This window comes from Ferranicluibacter rubi (assembly GCF_011603255.1).
GTDB lineage: Bacteria > Pseudomonadota > Alphaproteobacteria > Rhizobiales > Rhizobiaceae > Ferranicluibacter > Ferranicluibacter rubi.
In genome coordinates this window covers 64,894-80,342 of sequence record NZ_JAANCM010000012.1, presented here as the reverse complement: position 1 = coordinate 80,342, position 15,449 = coordinate 64,894, and the positions used below count along the sequence as shown (strand labels likewise).

The following is a 15,449-nucleotide window of genomic DNA, read 5'->3' as shown; positions in this document are numbered from 1 at the left end:
GTCACAGGTCCGTTAACCTAGTCCTCAAACGGATCGGTAACAAGTATGGTGTCGTCACGCTCCGGACTTGTGGACAGGAGAGCGACCGGTGCACCGATGAGTTCTTCGACCTGGCGGACATATTTGATGGCCTGGGCCGGCAGTTCAGCCCAGCTGCGTGCGCCGACGGTCGATTCCTGCCAGCCTTCCAGCGTGATATAGACCGGCTCGACCCGGGCCTGGCTGGCCTGGCTTGCCGGGAGATGGTCGATCTCGACGCCGTCCAGCGTGTAGCCGACGCAGATCTTCAGCTCCTTCAGGCCGTCCAGCACGTCGAGCTTCGTCAGCGCGATGCCGGTGATGCCGTTGGTGGCGACGGACTGGCGAACGAGGGCTGCATCGAACCAGCCGCAGCGGCGCTTGCGCCCGGTGATGGTGCCGAATTCATGGCCCTTCTCGCCAAGGAACTGGCCGATCTCGTCGTGCAGCTCGGTCGGGAACGGGCCTTCGCCGACACGGGTCGTATAGGCCTTGGTGATGCCGAGGATATAGCCGAGCGCGCCCGGACCCATGCCCGAACCGGCAGCAGCCTGGCCGGCAACCGTGTTGGACGAGGTGACGAAGGGATAGGTGCCGTGGTCGATGTCGAGCAGCGTGCCCTGCGCGCCTTCGAACAGGATGCGCGCACCCTTGCGGCGCAGGCGGTCGAGCAGCAGCCAGACCGTATCCATGAAGGGCAGCACACGGGCGGCGATTGAGGACAGCTCTTCCATGATCGCGGTGTGGCTGACTTCGGCCTCGTTCAGGCCGCGGCGCAGAGCATTGTGATGGGTGAGCAGACGATCGACCTTGGCCGGCAGCGTCGAGAGATCGGCGAGATCCATGACGCGGATGGCGCGGCGGCCGACCTTGTCTTCATAAGCCGGGCCGATGCCGCGGCGGGTGGTGCCAATCTTCGTGCCGCTGTTGGAGGCCGCGTCCTCGCGGATGCCGTCCAGCTCGCGGTGCAGCGACAGGATCAGCGTCGCATTGTCGGCGATGCGCAGGTTTTCCGGCGTGATCGTCACACCCTGCCCGTCCAGCTTCTCGATTTCGGCGATCAGCGCATGCGGGTCGATGACAACACCGTTGCCGATGACGGCGAGCTTGCCCGGGCGAACGACGCCGGAGGGCAGCAGCGACAGCTTGTAGCTTGTGCCGTCGATGACGAGCGTATGGCCGGCATTATGCCCACCCTGGAAGCGGACGACGACATCGGCGCGTTCGGAGAGCCAGTCGACGATCTTGCCCTTGCCCTCGTCACCCCATTGCGATCCGACAACCACGACATTCGTCATTTCGTTTTTCCTGTCTGCAAGCGCACGTTTTCATCCGCGCTCATCTTCGCCTTGCACGCGATTGCCCTGCCTCAATCCGGCAATGGCATCCCGCACCGACCCATGGTGCTGCATCCCGACCCACGATCCGGGGCTGCAAACCCGCGCATCTATACTGTCTTGTTTTTTCAAAAGCTATTCCGTTCGCCCGGAAATCAGGGCTTTTTGCATGGCAGCATGCCGCTTTACGCGATATGCAGCGCTAAGGACGCGCCACGAACCCTCGCTCCTCTTGACCGAGACGGAATTTCAGCTTGAACATCCAGGCCTATCTGATCCTTGCGCTGACCACCTTCATCTGGGGCGGCAACTCCGTGGCCGGTAAGATTGCCGTCGGCCATGTCAGTCCGATGCTGCTGACGGGCATGCGCTGGGTGATCGCCTGTACCCTGCTTCTGGCCATCGCCATCCCCCAGCTCCGCAAAGACTGGCCGCTCATCCGCCGGCATTGGCTTCTGCTGTTCAGCTACGGCGCCATCGGGTTTACCGCCTTCAACGCCTCGCTCTATTCCGCCCTGCAATATACCAGCGCCATCAACGCGGTGATCGAGCAGGCCGCAATCCCCATGGTGATCTTCGCCATGAACTTCGTGCTGTTTCGCACCGGCGTCTCGCTGGCGCAGTGGTTCGGCTTCGCGCTGACGCTGTTCGCGGTCGCGCTCACCACATCGCATGGCAATCTCTCGACGCTGCTCTCGCTCGATCTGAACCGCGGCGACGCGCTGATGATGTTCGCGGTGCTCGTCTATGCCGGCTACACCGTGTCGCTGCGCTACAAGCCGGGCATCCACTGGAAAAGCCTGATCGCCGTTTCCGCCTTCGCGGCCCTCTTGAGCAGCGTGCCCCTGATGATCTGGGAAAGCACCTCCGGCGCCATGATCTGGCCCGACACGACCGGCTGGATCATCGTCGCCTATGCCGGCATCTTCCCATCGCTGATCTCGCAAATCCTCTATGTGCGCGGCGTCGAGCTGATCGGCCCCAACCGTGCGGGGCTGTTCATCAACCTCATCCCGATCTTCGGCACGCTCCTGTCGATCGCCCTCATCGGCGAGACGCTCCAAACCTTCCACATCGTCGCACTTCTGCTGGCGCTCGTGGGGATCGCGGTGGCGGAAAAGGGGCGGCCCAAGGTGGCCGGGTAATACCAAATCGGACAATGAAAAACGCGCCGAACCCTGGGGATCCGGCGCGTTTTTTATGATCTTGAGCTGGTTGCTGCCGGCTTATTCGACGTTGAAGACCAGGGGCTTCGCCTGGCGGATGGCCGGGTTGGCGGTCAGCGTTTCCAGCAGGCTATCCGGCACGGGGCCGTCGACATAGAGCAGCGCGATGGCATCCGAGCCCGCATCCTTGCGGCCGAGCTGGAAGTTGGCGATGTTAACGCCGGCGTCGCCGAAGGTCTTGCCGATGAAACCGATCATGCCGGGAACGTCGGTGTTGGTGATGTAGACCATGTGGCTGCCGACGTCGGCATCCAGATTGATGTCCTTGATCTGGATAAAGCGCGGCTTGCCATCCGAGAACACCGTGCCTGCGACCGAACGCGTCTGGGTTTCCGTCGTCACCGTCAGCTTGATGTAGCCGTCGAACACGCCGGTCTTGTCGCGCTTGACCTCGGAGAGGATGACGCCCTTTTCCTTGATCATGATCGGCGCGGAGACCATGTTGACATCCGAAACCTGGCTGCGGATGAGGCCGGCAAGGGCGGCACTCGTCAGGGCCTTGGTGTTCATGGCGGCCGTCGAGCCGTCATAGAGAATTTCGATTTCCTTGATCGCGCTTTCCGTAACCTGACCGACGAAGGCGCCGAGCACTTCGGCCAGACGGATGACCGGCTTGAGGATCGGGGCTTCCTCGGCCGTGATCGACGGCATGTTGATCGCGTTGGAAACGGCACCCTTGACCAGATAATCCGACATCTGCTCGGCGACCTGAAGCGCGACGTTTTCCTGCGCTTCCGTGGTGGCGGCACCGAGATGCGGGGTGCAGACGACGTTCGGCAGGCCGAACAGCGGGCTTTCCTTGGCGGGCTCTGTCTCGAACACGTCGAAGCCGGCGCCGGCGACATGGCCGGACTTGATGGCTGCGGCAAGCGCTGCCTCGTCCACGAGACCGCCACGGGCGCAGTTGATGATCCGCACGCCGGGCTTGGTCTTGGCGATCGCTTCGGCATTCAGGATGCCGCGTGTCTTATCGGTCATCGGCACGTGCAGGGTGATGAAGTCCGCCTTTGCCAGCAGCTCGTCGAGCTCGACCTTGGTGACGCCCATTTCCTCGGCGCGTTCCTTCGACAGGAAGGGGTCGTAGGCGATGACGTGCATCTTCAGGCCGATGGCGCGGGAGATGACGATGGAGCCGATATTGCCGGCGCCGATGACGCCGAGCGTCTTGCCGGTGATTTCGACGCCCATGAACTTGGACTTTTCCCACTTGCCGGCCTGCGTCGAGGTGTCGGCGGCAGGCAGCTGGCGGGCGACGGCGAACATCAGCGCGATGGCGTGTTCGGCCGTGGTGATGGAGTTGCCGAACGGCGTGTTCATGACGATGATACCGCGGCGCGAGGCGGCGGGGATATCGACATTGTCGACGCCGATACCGGCGCGGCCGATGACCTTCAGGTTGGTCGCAGCCGCAATCAGCTTTTCCGTCGCCTTGGTGGCGGAGCGGATGGCGAGACCGTCATAATTGCCGATGATTTCGGCAAGCTTGTCCTTGTCCTTGCCGAGCTGCGGCTGGAAATCGACATCGACGCCGCGATCGCGAAAGATCTGGACGGCGGTTTCCGACAGTTCGTCGGATACGAGAACGCGAGGTGCCATGAGAGGCCTCCACTGGTGAGAACGTCTTGAAAGGAACGGGATGTGATGCGCGTAGGAACGTGGCGGAGACCGCGCGACGAGGCGCGGTCCCGACGCTTGTCCGGTCTAGGCGGCGGCCTTGAGCTGCGTGGCCTTCTGGGTCGCGAACGCCCAGTCGAACCAGGGCATGAGCGCCTCGAGATCAGCCGTGTCGATGGTCGCCCCGGCCCAGATGCGGAAGCCCGACGGGGCATCGCGGTAGGCGCCGATATCATGGGCGACGCCCTGCTTTTCGAGCAGTGCGACCATGCCCTTGGCAAAGGCGTCCTGCTGGTCGGGCGCAAGCGCCGTGACCTCGGGATCGACGATCTTGAGGCAGACCGACGTGTTCGAGCGGGTGTCCGCGACCTCTGCGAGGTTAGCGATCCAGTCGGTCTTCTCGACGTAATCGAAGATGACCTGCGCATTGGCATCCGCCCGCGCCATCAGCGCGTTGAGACCACCGAGCGACTTTGCCCACTGTAGCGCATCGATATAGTCCTCGACGCAGAGCATGGAGGGCGTGTTGATCGTTTCGCCCTGGAAGATGCCCTCGACGATCTTGCCACCCTTGGTCATGCGGAAGATCTTCGGCAGCGGCCAGGCCGGGGTGTAGCTTTCCAGCCGCGCAACGGCGCGTGGGGACAGGATGAGCACGCCATGGCCGCCCTCGCCGCCCAGCACCTTCTGCCAGGAGAACGTGACGACATCGAGCTTGGAGAAATCGAGGTCCTGCGCGAAAGCGCCGGAGGTCGCATCGCAGATCGTCAGGCCCTGACGGTCGGCGGGAATGAAATCGGCGTTGGGGACGCGAACGCCCGACGTGGTGCCGTTCCAGGTGAAGACGACGTCACGGTTGAAATCGATCGTGGAGAGATCCGGCAGCTTGCCGTAGTCGGCGGTGATCTTGCGGGCGTCGGAGAGCTTCAGCTCCTTCACAACGTCGGACACCCAGCCGGAACCAAAGCTTTCCCAGGCGACCATATCCACGCCGCGCTCGCCGAGCAGCGACCACATCGCCATTTCCACAGCGCCGGTGTCAGACGCGGGCACGATGCCGATGCGGTAGTCCGCCGGCACGTTCAGGACCTCACGGGTCAGATCGATGGCTTGCTTGAGCTTGGCTTTGCCGACCTTGGCGCGATGCGACCGGCCGAGCGGTGCATCGGAGAGAGCGTCCAGCGACCAACCGGGGCGCTTGGAGCAAGGTCCAGACGAAAAATGGGTGTTTGCCGGACGCAGATCCGGTGTCGCAGTCGTATTCATGGTGGCTATCCTTCCAGATAGAAAGCACCTCGTTAGGGAGGCGTGTCCTGCCGCCGTGATTACAGAAACTGCTCATGGAACGCAAGGAAAAATTCCACGTTCCAGACGCGGCCCGTCGTTATGAGCACAGTGCAGGACGTTTTCAGGTCTGGTCGGAGGCCAGGCAAAGTGCCCGGCGCGGACCCTATCGCCAGCCGTGTCCGGTGCTGGCCGAGCGGCTGCCGTGAAGGGCGAGAGCGATGCCGTAACCGGCGAGCAGGGCTGCGGTCAGGCTGACGAGCGGGCGGTCGCGGACGGTGGAACGAACCTTTGCCGCGGCATCCGAGCGATGCTCGGCGATGCGCGTTCGGAGCGTCTCGATTTCCGCCTTGAGGGCGGCCACCGTATCGGCGGCATCGCTGGAGGACTGGTCTTCTTTTGCGGCGAGCGCTTCATCGACGAGGGGGGCGTCGGTGTCGATCGTGCCGCGGGGGATGGGGTTTCCGATGTCGGTCATGGCGGGCTCCTTTTGCTGGAGCCTGAACCTGCGGACCGCGACAAGGTTCCTCTCGCCCGCCTGCGGAAGGCTAGTAGAGTGAGAAACGCAGGCCGGCGCGGATTTCGTGGCGGGAGAGGCCGTCGTCGCGGGCTTTCTCGCGCGAGCGGGCGAACATGTCGCCATTGGCGATGTCGGAATAGCGGTAGCTGATATCGAGCTTCAGCCGCTCCGTGAGATCGTAGGAGGCGCCGGCCATGAGGGCATAGGTAAAGCGCCAGCTGTCATCGCCCGCGTAAGCGCCACCGGCAACCGGGCCCGCTTCTGTGCGGGCGGTGACGTCCTGCCAATCCACATAGGTCGCGCCGACGCCGGCGCCGAGATAGGGCGTGAAGCCCGCGATGGTTGCGAGATCGACATAGCCATTGGCCATGAGGCCGACGCCGCGCAGGTCGGCCCGGTAGCGGGTGGCGACGCCTGCCGTTTCCTGCGTGCCTTCGAAGCGGCCATTGAAGAGGTCGGCGGTGACGTCTGCGCGCAGGATGTCGGTCAGCCGGTAGCCGAGCCCAAGCGTGCCGGAAACGGGACGGTCGAAACGATCGTCATCGAAGCCTCGGCGGGCACCGCCCACCGAAAGGTCGGGCGCACCGTCGTTGCGAAACGCAGTATAGCCAAGATCGCCGCGCAGATAGAGGCCGGTCGAGACGGTGTCCGTGGCGATGGTGACTTCCGGTGCCGAGAGCAGCGCGTCTTCGGCCTGCGCGGCCTGCAGGCCGACAACCGCGCTCAGGACCGCACAGGCCAGGCCGGCGAGGCACGTTGCTGCCGATGATGCCTTGGTCGCCCGTGCTGTGGCCAAGTTTGAAAGACGCGTCATGGAGCCCTCGATTGCCCGGTGTCGCGGCCGGCCGGCGAATCACGCAGGCGACCGATATACAGGCGTTAACCTTTGGGCCGGTATGGTTAATGGCGCGTTAACGGAGCCACCCGCTCAGGCGGCAAGGCCGGAGCCGTAGGACGAGCGGAACTGCGGCGGGCGTTCCGTCATGACGCTCGCCTCGAAGACGACATCGGCGCCGGCCAGCCGGTACTGCAGCGGCGGACCGGGCTCCATGCGCACATCGAGCGGGCCGGCGCCTTGCGTGTCGGCCAGGCCGAAACCGTCGATCAACTGGTTGATATCCACCTCGCGGGCGAGCAGGCACTGGAGAAGCAGGCGAACGGCGGCGTCCGACAGGCTGTCCACGGGCACGATGCGCTCGAAGATCTGGTCCATGCCGGCATGGCCGGTGATCCGCCAGAAGTGTCTGTCCATCGTCGCGTCCCGTCAATTTTTCATCGAATCATCCGGTTCGACCCTAACCCGCGACGCGGTGGGAACAAGCAACCCCCGGCTACGCCCGCCATGCTGGTTAACGCCGCCTCACCAAGGCACCATCGAACCGTGTCAAAAACGCACGAAAGCCGCCCTTGCGGGGCGGCTTTCTCAAATTGGCAAGACGGAATGGCTTATTTGTAGACCGGCTGTTCGACCGGGTATTCCGGGACATAGGCCTGTTCGCAGCCGCCGAAATTGTAGCGCAGGCCGGCGCGGGCTTCGTGGATGTTGATGCCCTTGTCGCGACCGGGGCCACCGCTTTCCTTGTAGCCGAACATGTCGCCGCCGACGATCTGGCGGAAGCGATAGCCGACGTCGGCCTGCAGGTTGCAGGTGAGGTCGATGGCCGTGCCTGCCATGAGGCCGTAGGTGAAGCGCCACTTGCGCTTACCGCTATGCTCGAACTCGCCGTCGCAATTGTCGGGGTTGCCCGTTTCGCAGCTGGTGTTCTTCAGCTTGTCCCAGCGCACCTGCGTGCCGCCGATGCCGGCTCCGACATAGGGGGTGAAGATGCCGTAGGTGCCGATATCGACATAGGCGTTGGCCATCAGGCTCCAGGCGGTCATCGAGGAGATGTCGCGCGAGGTGCAGAAGTCTGCGACGCCGCAGCCGCCCGTGGTCGAGCCCTCGAAGTCGGTCTTGCCGAGATAGTCGAGCGTCACGTCCGTGCGCAGGTAATTGGTGACCTGGTAACCCACGCCGACGCCGCCGGTCCAGGTATCGTCGAGATCGTAGCTGTCGAAATCGCGCTCGTAGGAATTGGAGCCCTGATAGAATTTCGCGCCACGCAGCTTGGTGAAGGCGTAGCCGACGTCACCGCGCAGATACCAGCCGCTGGCAGCGCCAACCTCGACGGGGGCGGCTTCGACAACGGGTTCGAGCGGGGGCTGGTACACGTCGGCGGCGAAGGCGGCGCTGCCGGTCAGCATAGCTGCCACAACGCCGATCACGATAGTCTTCATGGCTCACTCCATTAAAATGTTGTGTCAGCCCACCTTCGTCGTGCAGCCCGACCGTCCTATTGGAAAGCATCATGGAGGAGATTGGTTAAGGCTCGTTTAACCAAGAAAATTCACCGTATTTCGAAAGAAAAAACCCGGCGCGAGGCCGGGTTTCTTCATTCAACCGTCAATCCTAGAGAAACCTACGCCGCGTGGCGGACGGAGCCGATGACGGAGACGAGTTCGTCGACGATCCGCTCGACCTGGCCGCGATCGTCGCCTTCCGCCATCACGCGGATCAGCGGCTCGGTGCCGGAGGGGCGGATGAGGAGGCGACCGTTCTTCGACAGTGCGGCCTCGGCATCGGCGATCGCCTGACGGACGGCATTGTCCTCGAGCGGCTTGCCTGCTGAAATGCGCACGTTCTTCAGGACCTGCGGTACGGGCGTGAACTTGTGGCAGACCTCGCTGACGGGCTTGCCCAGCCGCTTGACGCTGGAGAGCACCTGAAGCGCGGCGACCAGGCCGTCGCCCGTCGTGCCGAAATCCGAGAGCACGATATGGCCCGACTGCTCGCCGCCGATGTTGAAGCCGTTTTCGCGCATGTGCTCGACGACATAGCGGTCGCCGACCTTGGTGCGCTGGAGCGACAGCTTGCGGCTCTGCAGGTAACGCTCAAGCCCGAGATTGGACATGACAGTGGCGACGATGCCGCCGCCGCGCAAGGTGCCTTCCGCCGCCCAGCTGTCGGCAATCACGGCCATCAGCTGGTCGCCGTCGATGATCGTACCCTTCTCGTCCACGATCAGCACGCGGTCCGCATCGCCATCCAGCGCAATGCCGATATCGGCGCGGACTTCATGCACCTTCTTCGACAGGGCCGCCGGGCTGGTGGAGCCGCAATCCAGATTGATATTCGTGCCGTTCGGCTCCGTGCCGATCGACACCACGTCGGCGCCGAGCTCCCAGAGGGCGGCCGGCGCGACCTTGTAGGCGGCGCCATTGGCGCAATCGATGGCGATGCGCAGGCCCTTCAGCGTCACATCGCGCGGCAGCGTGCGCTTGGCATGCTCGATATAGCGGTCATGCACGCCGTCGATGCGCTTGGCGCGGCCGATCTCGTTGCTGCGCGCGAGCTGCATCGACAGGTCCTGATCGAGCAGTTCCTCGATCTGGCTCTCGATATCGTCGGAGAGCTTGTAGCCGTCGGGGCCGAAAAGCTTGATGCCGTTGTCTTCGAACGGATTGTGCGAGGCGGAGATCATCACGCCGATATCCGCGCGCAGCGACCGTGTCAGCATGGCGACGGCGGGCGTGGGAATGGGGCCGAGGACGAAAGCATCGACACCGGCCGCGGTGAAGCCGGCGACCAAGGCGTTTTCCAGCATATAGCCCGACAGGCGGGTATCCTTGCCGATGACGACCCGGTGACGGTGCGCGCCACGGCGAAAGATGGTGCCGACGGCGATGCCGACCCGCATGGCGAGATCCGGCGTCATCGGGAAAATGTTGGCCTGCCCGCGAATGCCGTCGGTGCCGAAATATCTGCGCTTCATGATCGCTCCATCGTCCAGAGCCGTTTCCGGGAAGTCGGGTTCACCCGGACGGCTGTCTCTCATTTGTATTGCCGCATCGTCCGAAGGCGACGCGAAGACGCTCTGCCGGGAAATGCTCGTGTCCCGGCGCAACCACCTCGCGGACGAGGGCAGCGCCAAGGCCGGAACGCCGCCGGTCTCCCTGGCGCTCTCGGCACCTTCTGCCACAGACAGGCGGAAAACGGCATCCTCACGGCCATCAGAAATGATTACACGCCGTTACCTTCGTAAAGCTTACCGATATCGAGACCCAACGCGCCGATAACCACGCGCGCGAAAGCGCCGTGGAGAGGAGGGCAGTTCGGACGAGGCGCTGGAAGCTGCCGCGTTGGTAGTTCAGTGGAAGATGACATCTTCCAGCGCCTCGTTCGGTGGTTTTTCCCGCAGCCCGGCTGTTCTCGAAGAAGATTCCATCGGCTCGACCCGATGGCGCGTCCGGCAGTCACGACGCGGCTTGCCGCCGCCTTGCCAGGTTTCACAGGACGACCGCGGTTTCAACGGTCGCCGCCTCTTCTATGACATCGCCACGCCGAGACCCTTTCGAGGTCCACGACGGACAGCCCTTTCACGAGCCCGCAGCCAAGGACGTGCGTAGAATCCTTGACGTCGGCACCGGCCCCGCCTCGCCGGAACGCCTTCCGGTGCATCCGATAACGGGACGAGGGAAGTATGATGGAGGAAAAGCGGGCGGGGAAAAGATGGGATGAAAATAATTCTGAAAACAAAAAACCTCCAGCGTCGGCCGAAGGGTTCAAACTGCCCTGAAGGCTCTCTTTTCGCGCGACGTCATCCTCGGCCTTGTGCCGAGGATCTGCTGAGCTCAAGGAAATCAGACCGTTGCAGATGCTCGGGACAAGCCCGAGCATGACGAAGGGGAACGAAAAAACCCTCCGGCGTGAGCCGAAGGGTTTCGATGTTTTGCAAAGCGTAATCGGCTTATTGCGGCTGCGGCTCGAGGCCGCCTTCCGCTTCGCCCTTGGGCGTCGTGCCGTCCTTCTTGGCGCCGGCCGAGGGGACGGCGGGACCGCGATGGGGGGGCGAATCGTCGCCGAGGTCGCGGGCGGGCTTGTCGCCACGCATCAGCGCCTTGATCTCTTCGCCGGTCAGCGTTTCATATTCCAGCAGGCCTTCGGCCACGGCCACGAACTCCGAATTCATGTCCGTGATGATCCGGCGGGCTTCGTCATAGGCTTCGTCGATCAGGCGGCGAACCTCGTTGTCGATCTTCTGTGCGGTGGCTTCCGACACGTTCTTCGACTGCGAGACGGAGTGACCGAGGAAGACTTCCTGCTGGTTTTCGCCGTAGGAAACCTGGCCGAGCTGGTCGGAAAAGCCCCACTGCGTGACCATGGCGCGGGCAAGCTTGGTGGCCTGCTCGATATCCGACGATGCGCCCGAGGTGATGTTCTCCTTGCCGAAGGTGATTTCCTCGGCAACGCGGCCGCCCATCATGATGGCGAGGCGCGAGACCATCCACTTGTAGCTCATCGAATAGCGGTCGCCTTCGGGAAGCTGCATGACCATGCCGAGCGCACGACCGCGCGGAATGATGGTTGCCTTGTGCAGCGGATCGGCTGCGGGGACCTTCAACGCGACGATGGCATGTCCGGCTTCGTGATAGGCCGTCAGCTTCTTTTCGGACTCGGTCATGGCGGAGTTGCGGCGTTCCGCACCCATCATGATCTTGTCCTTGGCGTCTTCGAACTCGGCCATGGTGACGACGCGCTTGTTGCGGCGGGCGGCCATAAGGGCGGATTCGTTGACGAGGTTCATCAGATCGGCACCGGAGAAACCGGGCGTACCGCGGGCGAGAATCTTCAGATCGACATTCGGTGCCAGCGGCACGTTGCGAACGTGAACCTTGAGAATGCGCTCGCGGCCGTTGATGTCGGGATTGGGCACGACGACCTGACGGTCGAAACGGCCCGGACGCAGCAAGGCGGGGTCGAGAACGTCGGGACGGTTGGTCGCGGCGATGAGGATGACACCCTCGTTCGCCTCGAAACCATCCATCTCGACCAGAAGCTGGTTCAGCGTCTGCTCGCGTTCGTCATTGCCGCCGCCGAGACCGGCGCCGCGATGACGGCCGACCGCATCGATTTCGTCGATGAAGATGATGCAGGGCGCGTTCTTCTTGGCCTGCTCGAACATGTCGCGCACGCGGCTGGCGCCAACGCCGACGAACATTTCGACGAAGTCCGAACCGGAAATCGTGAAGAAGGGAACGTTGGCTTCGCCGGCAACCGAGCGGGCGAGCAGCGTCTTACCGGTACCGGGAGGACCGACCAGCAGCACGCCGCGCGGGATACGACCGCCGAGGCGCTGAAACTTCTGCGGATCGCGCAGGAACTCGACGATTTCTTCCAGATCCTGCTTGGCTTCATCCACGCCGGCAACGTCGTCGAACGTGATGCGGCCATGCGCTTCGGTGAGAAGCTTTGCCTTGGACTTGCCGAAGCCCATGGCACCACGCGACCCACCCTGCATCTGGCGCATGAAGAACAGCCAGACGCCGAGGATCAGCAGCATGGGGAGCAGCGTGCCGATGAAGCTCAGGAAACCGTTGGAGCCGTCCGTTTCCGGACGAACGGTGACTGTCACGTTCTTGGCTTCGAGCCGTTCGGTGAGCGCCGTATCCACGGAGGGAGCATAGGTCTGGAACGTCGCGCCACTCTCGTTGAAGGTGCCGAGCACCTTGTTGCCGGTGATGACAACGTCCTTGACGCGGCTGCCATCGACATCCTTCAGGAACTGCGAAAACGGAACTTCCCGCGAGGCGCTACGCTCCGACGGCTGCTGAAACATGCTGAAAAGCGCAATCAGCAAGAGAGCGATAATGGCCCAGAGGGCAAGATTACGAAAATTAGGGTTCATCGAATTCCCCGGAACCGGTGCTGGCGCCCCGCGACCGGGGCCCATATTTCTTCGCTAACATAGGGTTCGCGACAGGCCTTGCCAAGGCAAACCGCCCTTTGCCCGATCATTTCGTCGAGATATCGTCAACCGGACATGTCGGAAACGGTGCGCGGTTGAAAAGCGCGGCGATGCTTTGCGCGATCATCAGGTCGAAACGCGGCAAAAAGGTGTCGTAGGGCGCGATGACGGGCGCCAGCGAAAAGGCCGTGGGATCGGCGGTTGCGCCGTCGGGCAAGAGCATGCCGGGAGACGCCTGCGCGATGCGCCCGGCAACGCCCGTGGGAAGGCCGCCTTCCGTGAGCCTGTGGACAAGTGCTCGATCCGCACCCGCCATGAGCGTGATCGCAGCCGCGCCGTGGTTGTCGATCGCAAAGCGGCCATCCCAGATCAGCGTCTGTCCCGGTTCGACGGTGACCGGCGGCGGGAGATTGCGGCGCTCGCGATAGACGAACAGCCGCCCGCCGCGTCGCTCGAAAACGCAGCCGCCGGCAGTGGTTGCACCCGCCATATTTGTCTGCAGGGTCGCAAAGAGGCGGGCGGCGGTGTCCTGCCCGATCGGGTGCGGCTTTCCGGCAAGGGTGGCGGCGAGCACGGCAAGCAGCCGCTGCCAGTGAGTGTCGGTCACATCGAGGTCGGCAAGAGCGATCTCGGCCGCGATGGCGGCGTGAACGCGAACGTGATCGGCGAGAAGCTTCGATATCGCCGTGTCTGCCTTCAGGCGGTGGGAAATCGCGTCCTGGAGGATATTTTCGGTCCCCTGCCCCACGACAACAGGACCGGCCTGCCGGAAGCGGACGCGCTCGAAACGGGGATCGTCATTGCTCGGATCGTCGATCCACCTCTCCCCAAGAGATGTGAGGTCATCGCGGATGGCCTGTCGGCGAACGTTGAGGAAGGGGCGGCAGATCCAGAGGGTTCGATCGAAAAGGACGGCATCCGCCATGCCGGCGAGACCGATGGCGGGCGGTTCGCCTGCGTCTAACGTCTGGGGGCTGCGGGCGGCGCGCATGGCGATGGTCTCGGCCTGATCGTCGCGGGAATGTCCGGTGACAACGAGGTCGGCCTGAAAATCGCGCGCCGCCGCGCTGAGGAGCCGGTAGCGTGCAAGACGGGCTTCCGCCTGGAGGCCGGAGGCGATGCCGGAATGCGACCAGCGGGCGACCGTGTGGGGAATGCCGAGCGCGGCGCAGCGCCGGGAGACCGCCTCGGCCTCTGCAGCCGAACCGGATCGCAGGGCGTGATCGACGGTGCAGGCGACGAGGCGGTGGGGCGCGCCGGAGGTCTTCACGGCGTGATGGAGGGCGAGCAGGAGGCCGACCGAATCGCTGCCGCCGGAGATAGCGACGAGCACGGTGGACGGATGGCGCAGGCGAGAGAGGAAGGCGTGGGCGGCGGCACGCGGCGCGGTGGCCGCACGGTCGGGGCTTGGCCGGGCCGGCAATAGCGGCTGCATCAGCAGGAAAGGCGGCCCTGCTCGGACGTGACCTTGGCCTTCACCGCGGGGGAGGCCTTGGGATAGCGTTTTCCGACTTCGCGGAGGGTCGCGCAGGCGGTTTCCTTGTTGTCGAGAGCGGCCAGCGACATGCCGAGCTTCAAGAGCATTTCCGGCGCCTTGGGCGACTTGGAATAGGCCTGATGCGCATTCAGAAAGGTCTTGGCGCTGTCGTTGAATTTCCCTTGAGAATACTGGGCCTCACCCATCCAGAAGCTGGCATCGGCCGCCTTCTCGCCCTTGGGGAAGGCTTCGAGATAGCCGCGGAACTCGTTTTCCGCCTGGCTGTAGTCGCCGGAGAGCACATGGCCATAGGCCGACTGGTAGAGATCGCCGGGATTGTCGAGGCTGGCCGTCTGCTGCTCGGTCTCGGGCGTGGCATTCAGGCCCGGTGCGGCGCGCGTGCCGGGATCGGTCGAGGCGACGGCGCCCAGATCGGTGCTGGGATCGGGTAGGTTGTCGGCATTGGCACCGATCGGGTTGCCGGCATCGTCGAGGATGATCTGGCCGAGCGTCGTCGGCAAACCGCCGGGAGCAGCACCGGGCACGCCGGAGGCCGTCTCCGATCCCGTGCTTGCGCCGGGATCGGTAACGGTTGCAGGCGGTGCCGTGCGACCGGTGGTCGCCATGGCCTCGCCGGAGGTGCGCGGCGTTTCGAGCGCCCCGCTCTTGCGCGGAGCCGCAGGCTTGGCACCTTCGATGTCCTGGAAGCGCAGCTCGTTGTCTTCCTGGAACTTCCGGATCTGTTCCTGCATCTGCAGGAGCTGGAAGCTCATCTCTTCGATACGCCCGTTGAGGGAGCGGATCGTTTCTTCGAGCTGCCCGATGCGCCCGGCCTCGCTGGCCTGCACCTTGAGCAGCGGCGCCTGTTCGACAGGCTTCGTTCCGTTGCGGTGGAACGTCTTGTCCAGCCAGCCGGAAAGCGGCATGGCAGTCACGGGCTGGCTCAGCGACCCGAAGGCGCCAAGACCGATCATGGCTGCCACGACAATGTTCTTCATGTCATGTGTCCCGTTCGATACCGATCATGTCGCAGGCCGAAGCGAAGGAGTCCCGCCTCTACCGCACTGCAACCGCCGCACAGTTTTCCAATTGCCTGCAAAAAGCAACGGAGTTCGGTCAAAGTGTGACGAAAAAGAAAGGCGGCCCTTGCAGACCGCCTTCCCCCTTTCGAAACCTTCGTCAGGATCG

At 63.7% G+C, this 15,449-nt stretch carries 12 protein-coding genes; 1 reads left to right on the top strand and 11 read right to left on the bottom strand.

Annotated elements, in window-relative coordinates:
* Positions 1 to 17 precede the first annotated feature (17 nt).
* Complete coding sequence (locus G8E10_RS20355) at positions 18 to 1,316, bottom strand: adenylosuccinate synthase (protein ID WP_167130483.1); 1,299 nt, start codon at positions 1,314 to 1,316, stop codon at positions 18 to 20.
* Between the two features lie 293 nt (positions 1,317 to 1,609).
* Between G8E10_RS20355 and G8E10_RS20350 the strand changes: the two genes are divergently transcribed.
* The gene (locus G8E10_RS20350; protein ID WP_132448480.1) at positions 1,610 to 2,500 is read left to right on the top strand and encodes a DMT family transporter; all 891 of its coding nucleotides are present in this window, start codon (positions 1,610 to 1,612) and stop codon (positions 2,498 to 2,500) included.
* Between the two features lie 81 nt (positions 2,501 to 2,581).
* On the opposite strand, the gene serA is transcribed toward G8E10_RS20350, so the two are convergent.
* The 10 genes from serA to ybgF form a co-directional block, all read right to left on the bottom strand.
* A complete protein-coding gene (gene serA, locus G8E10_RS20345; RefSeq protein WP_110800748.1) occupies positions 2,582 to 4,177 on the bottom strand; it encodes a phosphoglycerate dehydrogenase in 1,596 nt (531 codons plus the stop codon).
* A gap of 105 nt (positions 4,178 to 4,282) precedes the next feature.
* On the bottom strand, positions 4,283 to 5,461 hold the full coding sequence (locus G8E10_RS20340; RefSeq protein ID WP_167130482.1) for a phosphoserine transaminase: 1,179 nt from the start codon (positions 5,459 to 5,461) through the stop codon (positions 4,283 to 4,285).
* A 184-nt stretch (positions 5,462 to 5,645) separates the two neighbouring features.
* Positions 5,646 to 5,957 (bottom strand): hypothetical protein, encoded by a 312-nt coding sequence (locus G8E10_RS20335; protein ID WP_132713627.1) that lies wholly within the window; start codon positions 5,955 to 5,957, stop codon positions 5,646 to 5,648.
* A 70-nt stretch (positions 5,958 to 6,027) separates the two neighbouring features.
* Positions 6,028 to 6,813, bottom strand: coding sequence for an outer membrane protein (locus G8E10_RS20330; RefSeq protein WP_167130481.1), 786 nt, complete (start codon positions 6,811 to 6,813; stop codon positions 6,028 to 6,030).
* Between the two features lie 114 nt (positions 6,814 to 6,927).
* On the bottom strand, positions 6,928 to 7,251 hold the full coding sequence (locus G8E10_RS20325; RefSeq protein WP_132448485.1) for a hypothetical protein: 324 nt from the start codon (positions 7,249 to 7,251) through the stop codon (positions 6,928 to 6,930).
* Positions 7,252 to 7,445: 194 nt separating this feature from the next.
* Entirely contained in the window at positions 7,446 to 8,276 is an 831-nt protein-coding gene (locus tag G8E10_RS20320; RefSeq protein WP_167130480.1) for an outer membrane protein, read from the bottom strand.
* A 182-nt stretch (positions 8,277 to 8,458) separates the two neighbouring features.
* Entirely contained in the window at positions 8,459 to 9,811 is a 1,353-nt protein-coding gene (gene glmM / locus G8E10_RS20315) for a phosphoglucosamine mutase (RefSeq protein WP_167130479.1), read from the bottom strand.
* A 975-nt stretch (positions 9,812 to 10,786) separates the two neighbouring features.
* Positions 10,787 to 12,724, bottom strand: coding sequence for an ATP-dependent zinc metalloprotease FtsH (gene ftsH, locus G8E10_RS20310; protein ID WP_110730021.1), 1,938 nt, complete (start codon positions 12,722 to 12,724; stop codon positions 10,787 to 10,789).
* A gap of 106 nt (positions 12,725 to 12,830) precedes the next feature.
* The gene (tilS, locus tag G8E10_RS20305) at positions 12,831 to 14,219 is read right to left on the bottom strand and encodes a tRNA lysidine(34) synthetase TilS (RefSeq protein WP_167130478.1); all 1,389 of its coding nucleotides are present in this window, start codon (positions 14,217 to 14,219) and stop codon (positions 12,831 to 12,833) included.
* Positions 14,219 to 15,259, bottom strand: coding sequence for a tol-pal system protein YbgF (gene ybgF, locus G8E10_RS20300; protein WP_167130477.1), 1,041 nt, complete (start codon positions 15,257 to 15,259; stop codon positions 14,219 to 14,221). Before ybgF ends, tilS begins: the two co-directional genes overlap by 1 nt.
* Positions 15,260 to 15,449 lie beyond the last annotated feature (190 nt).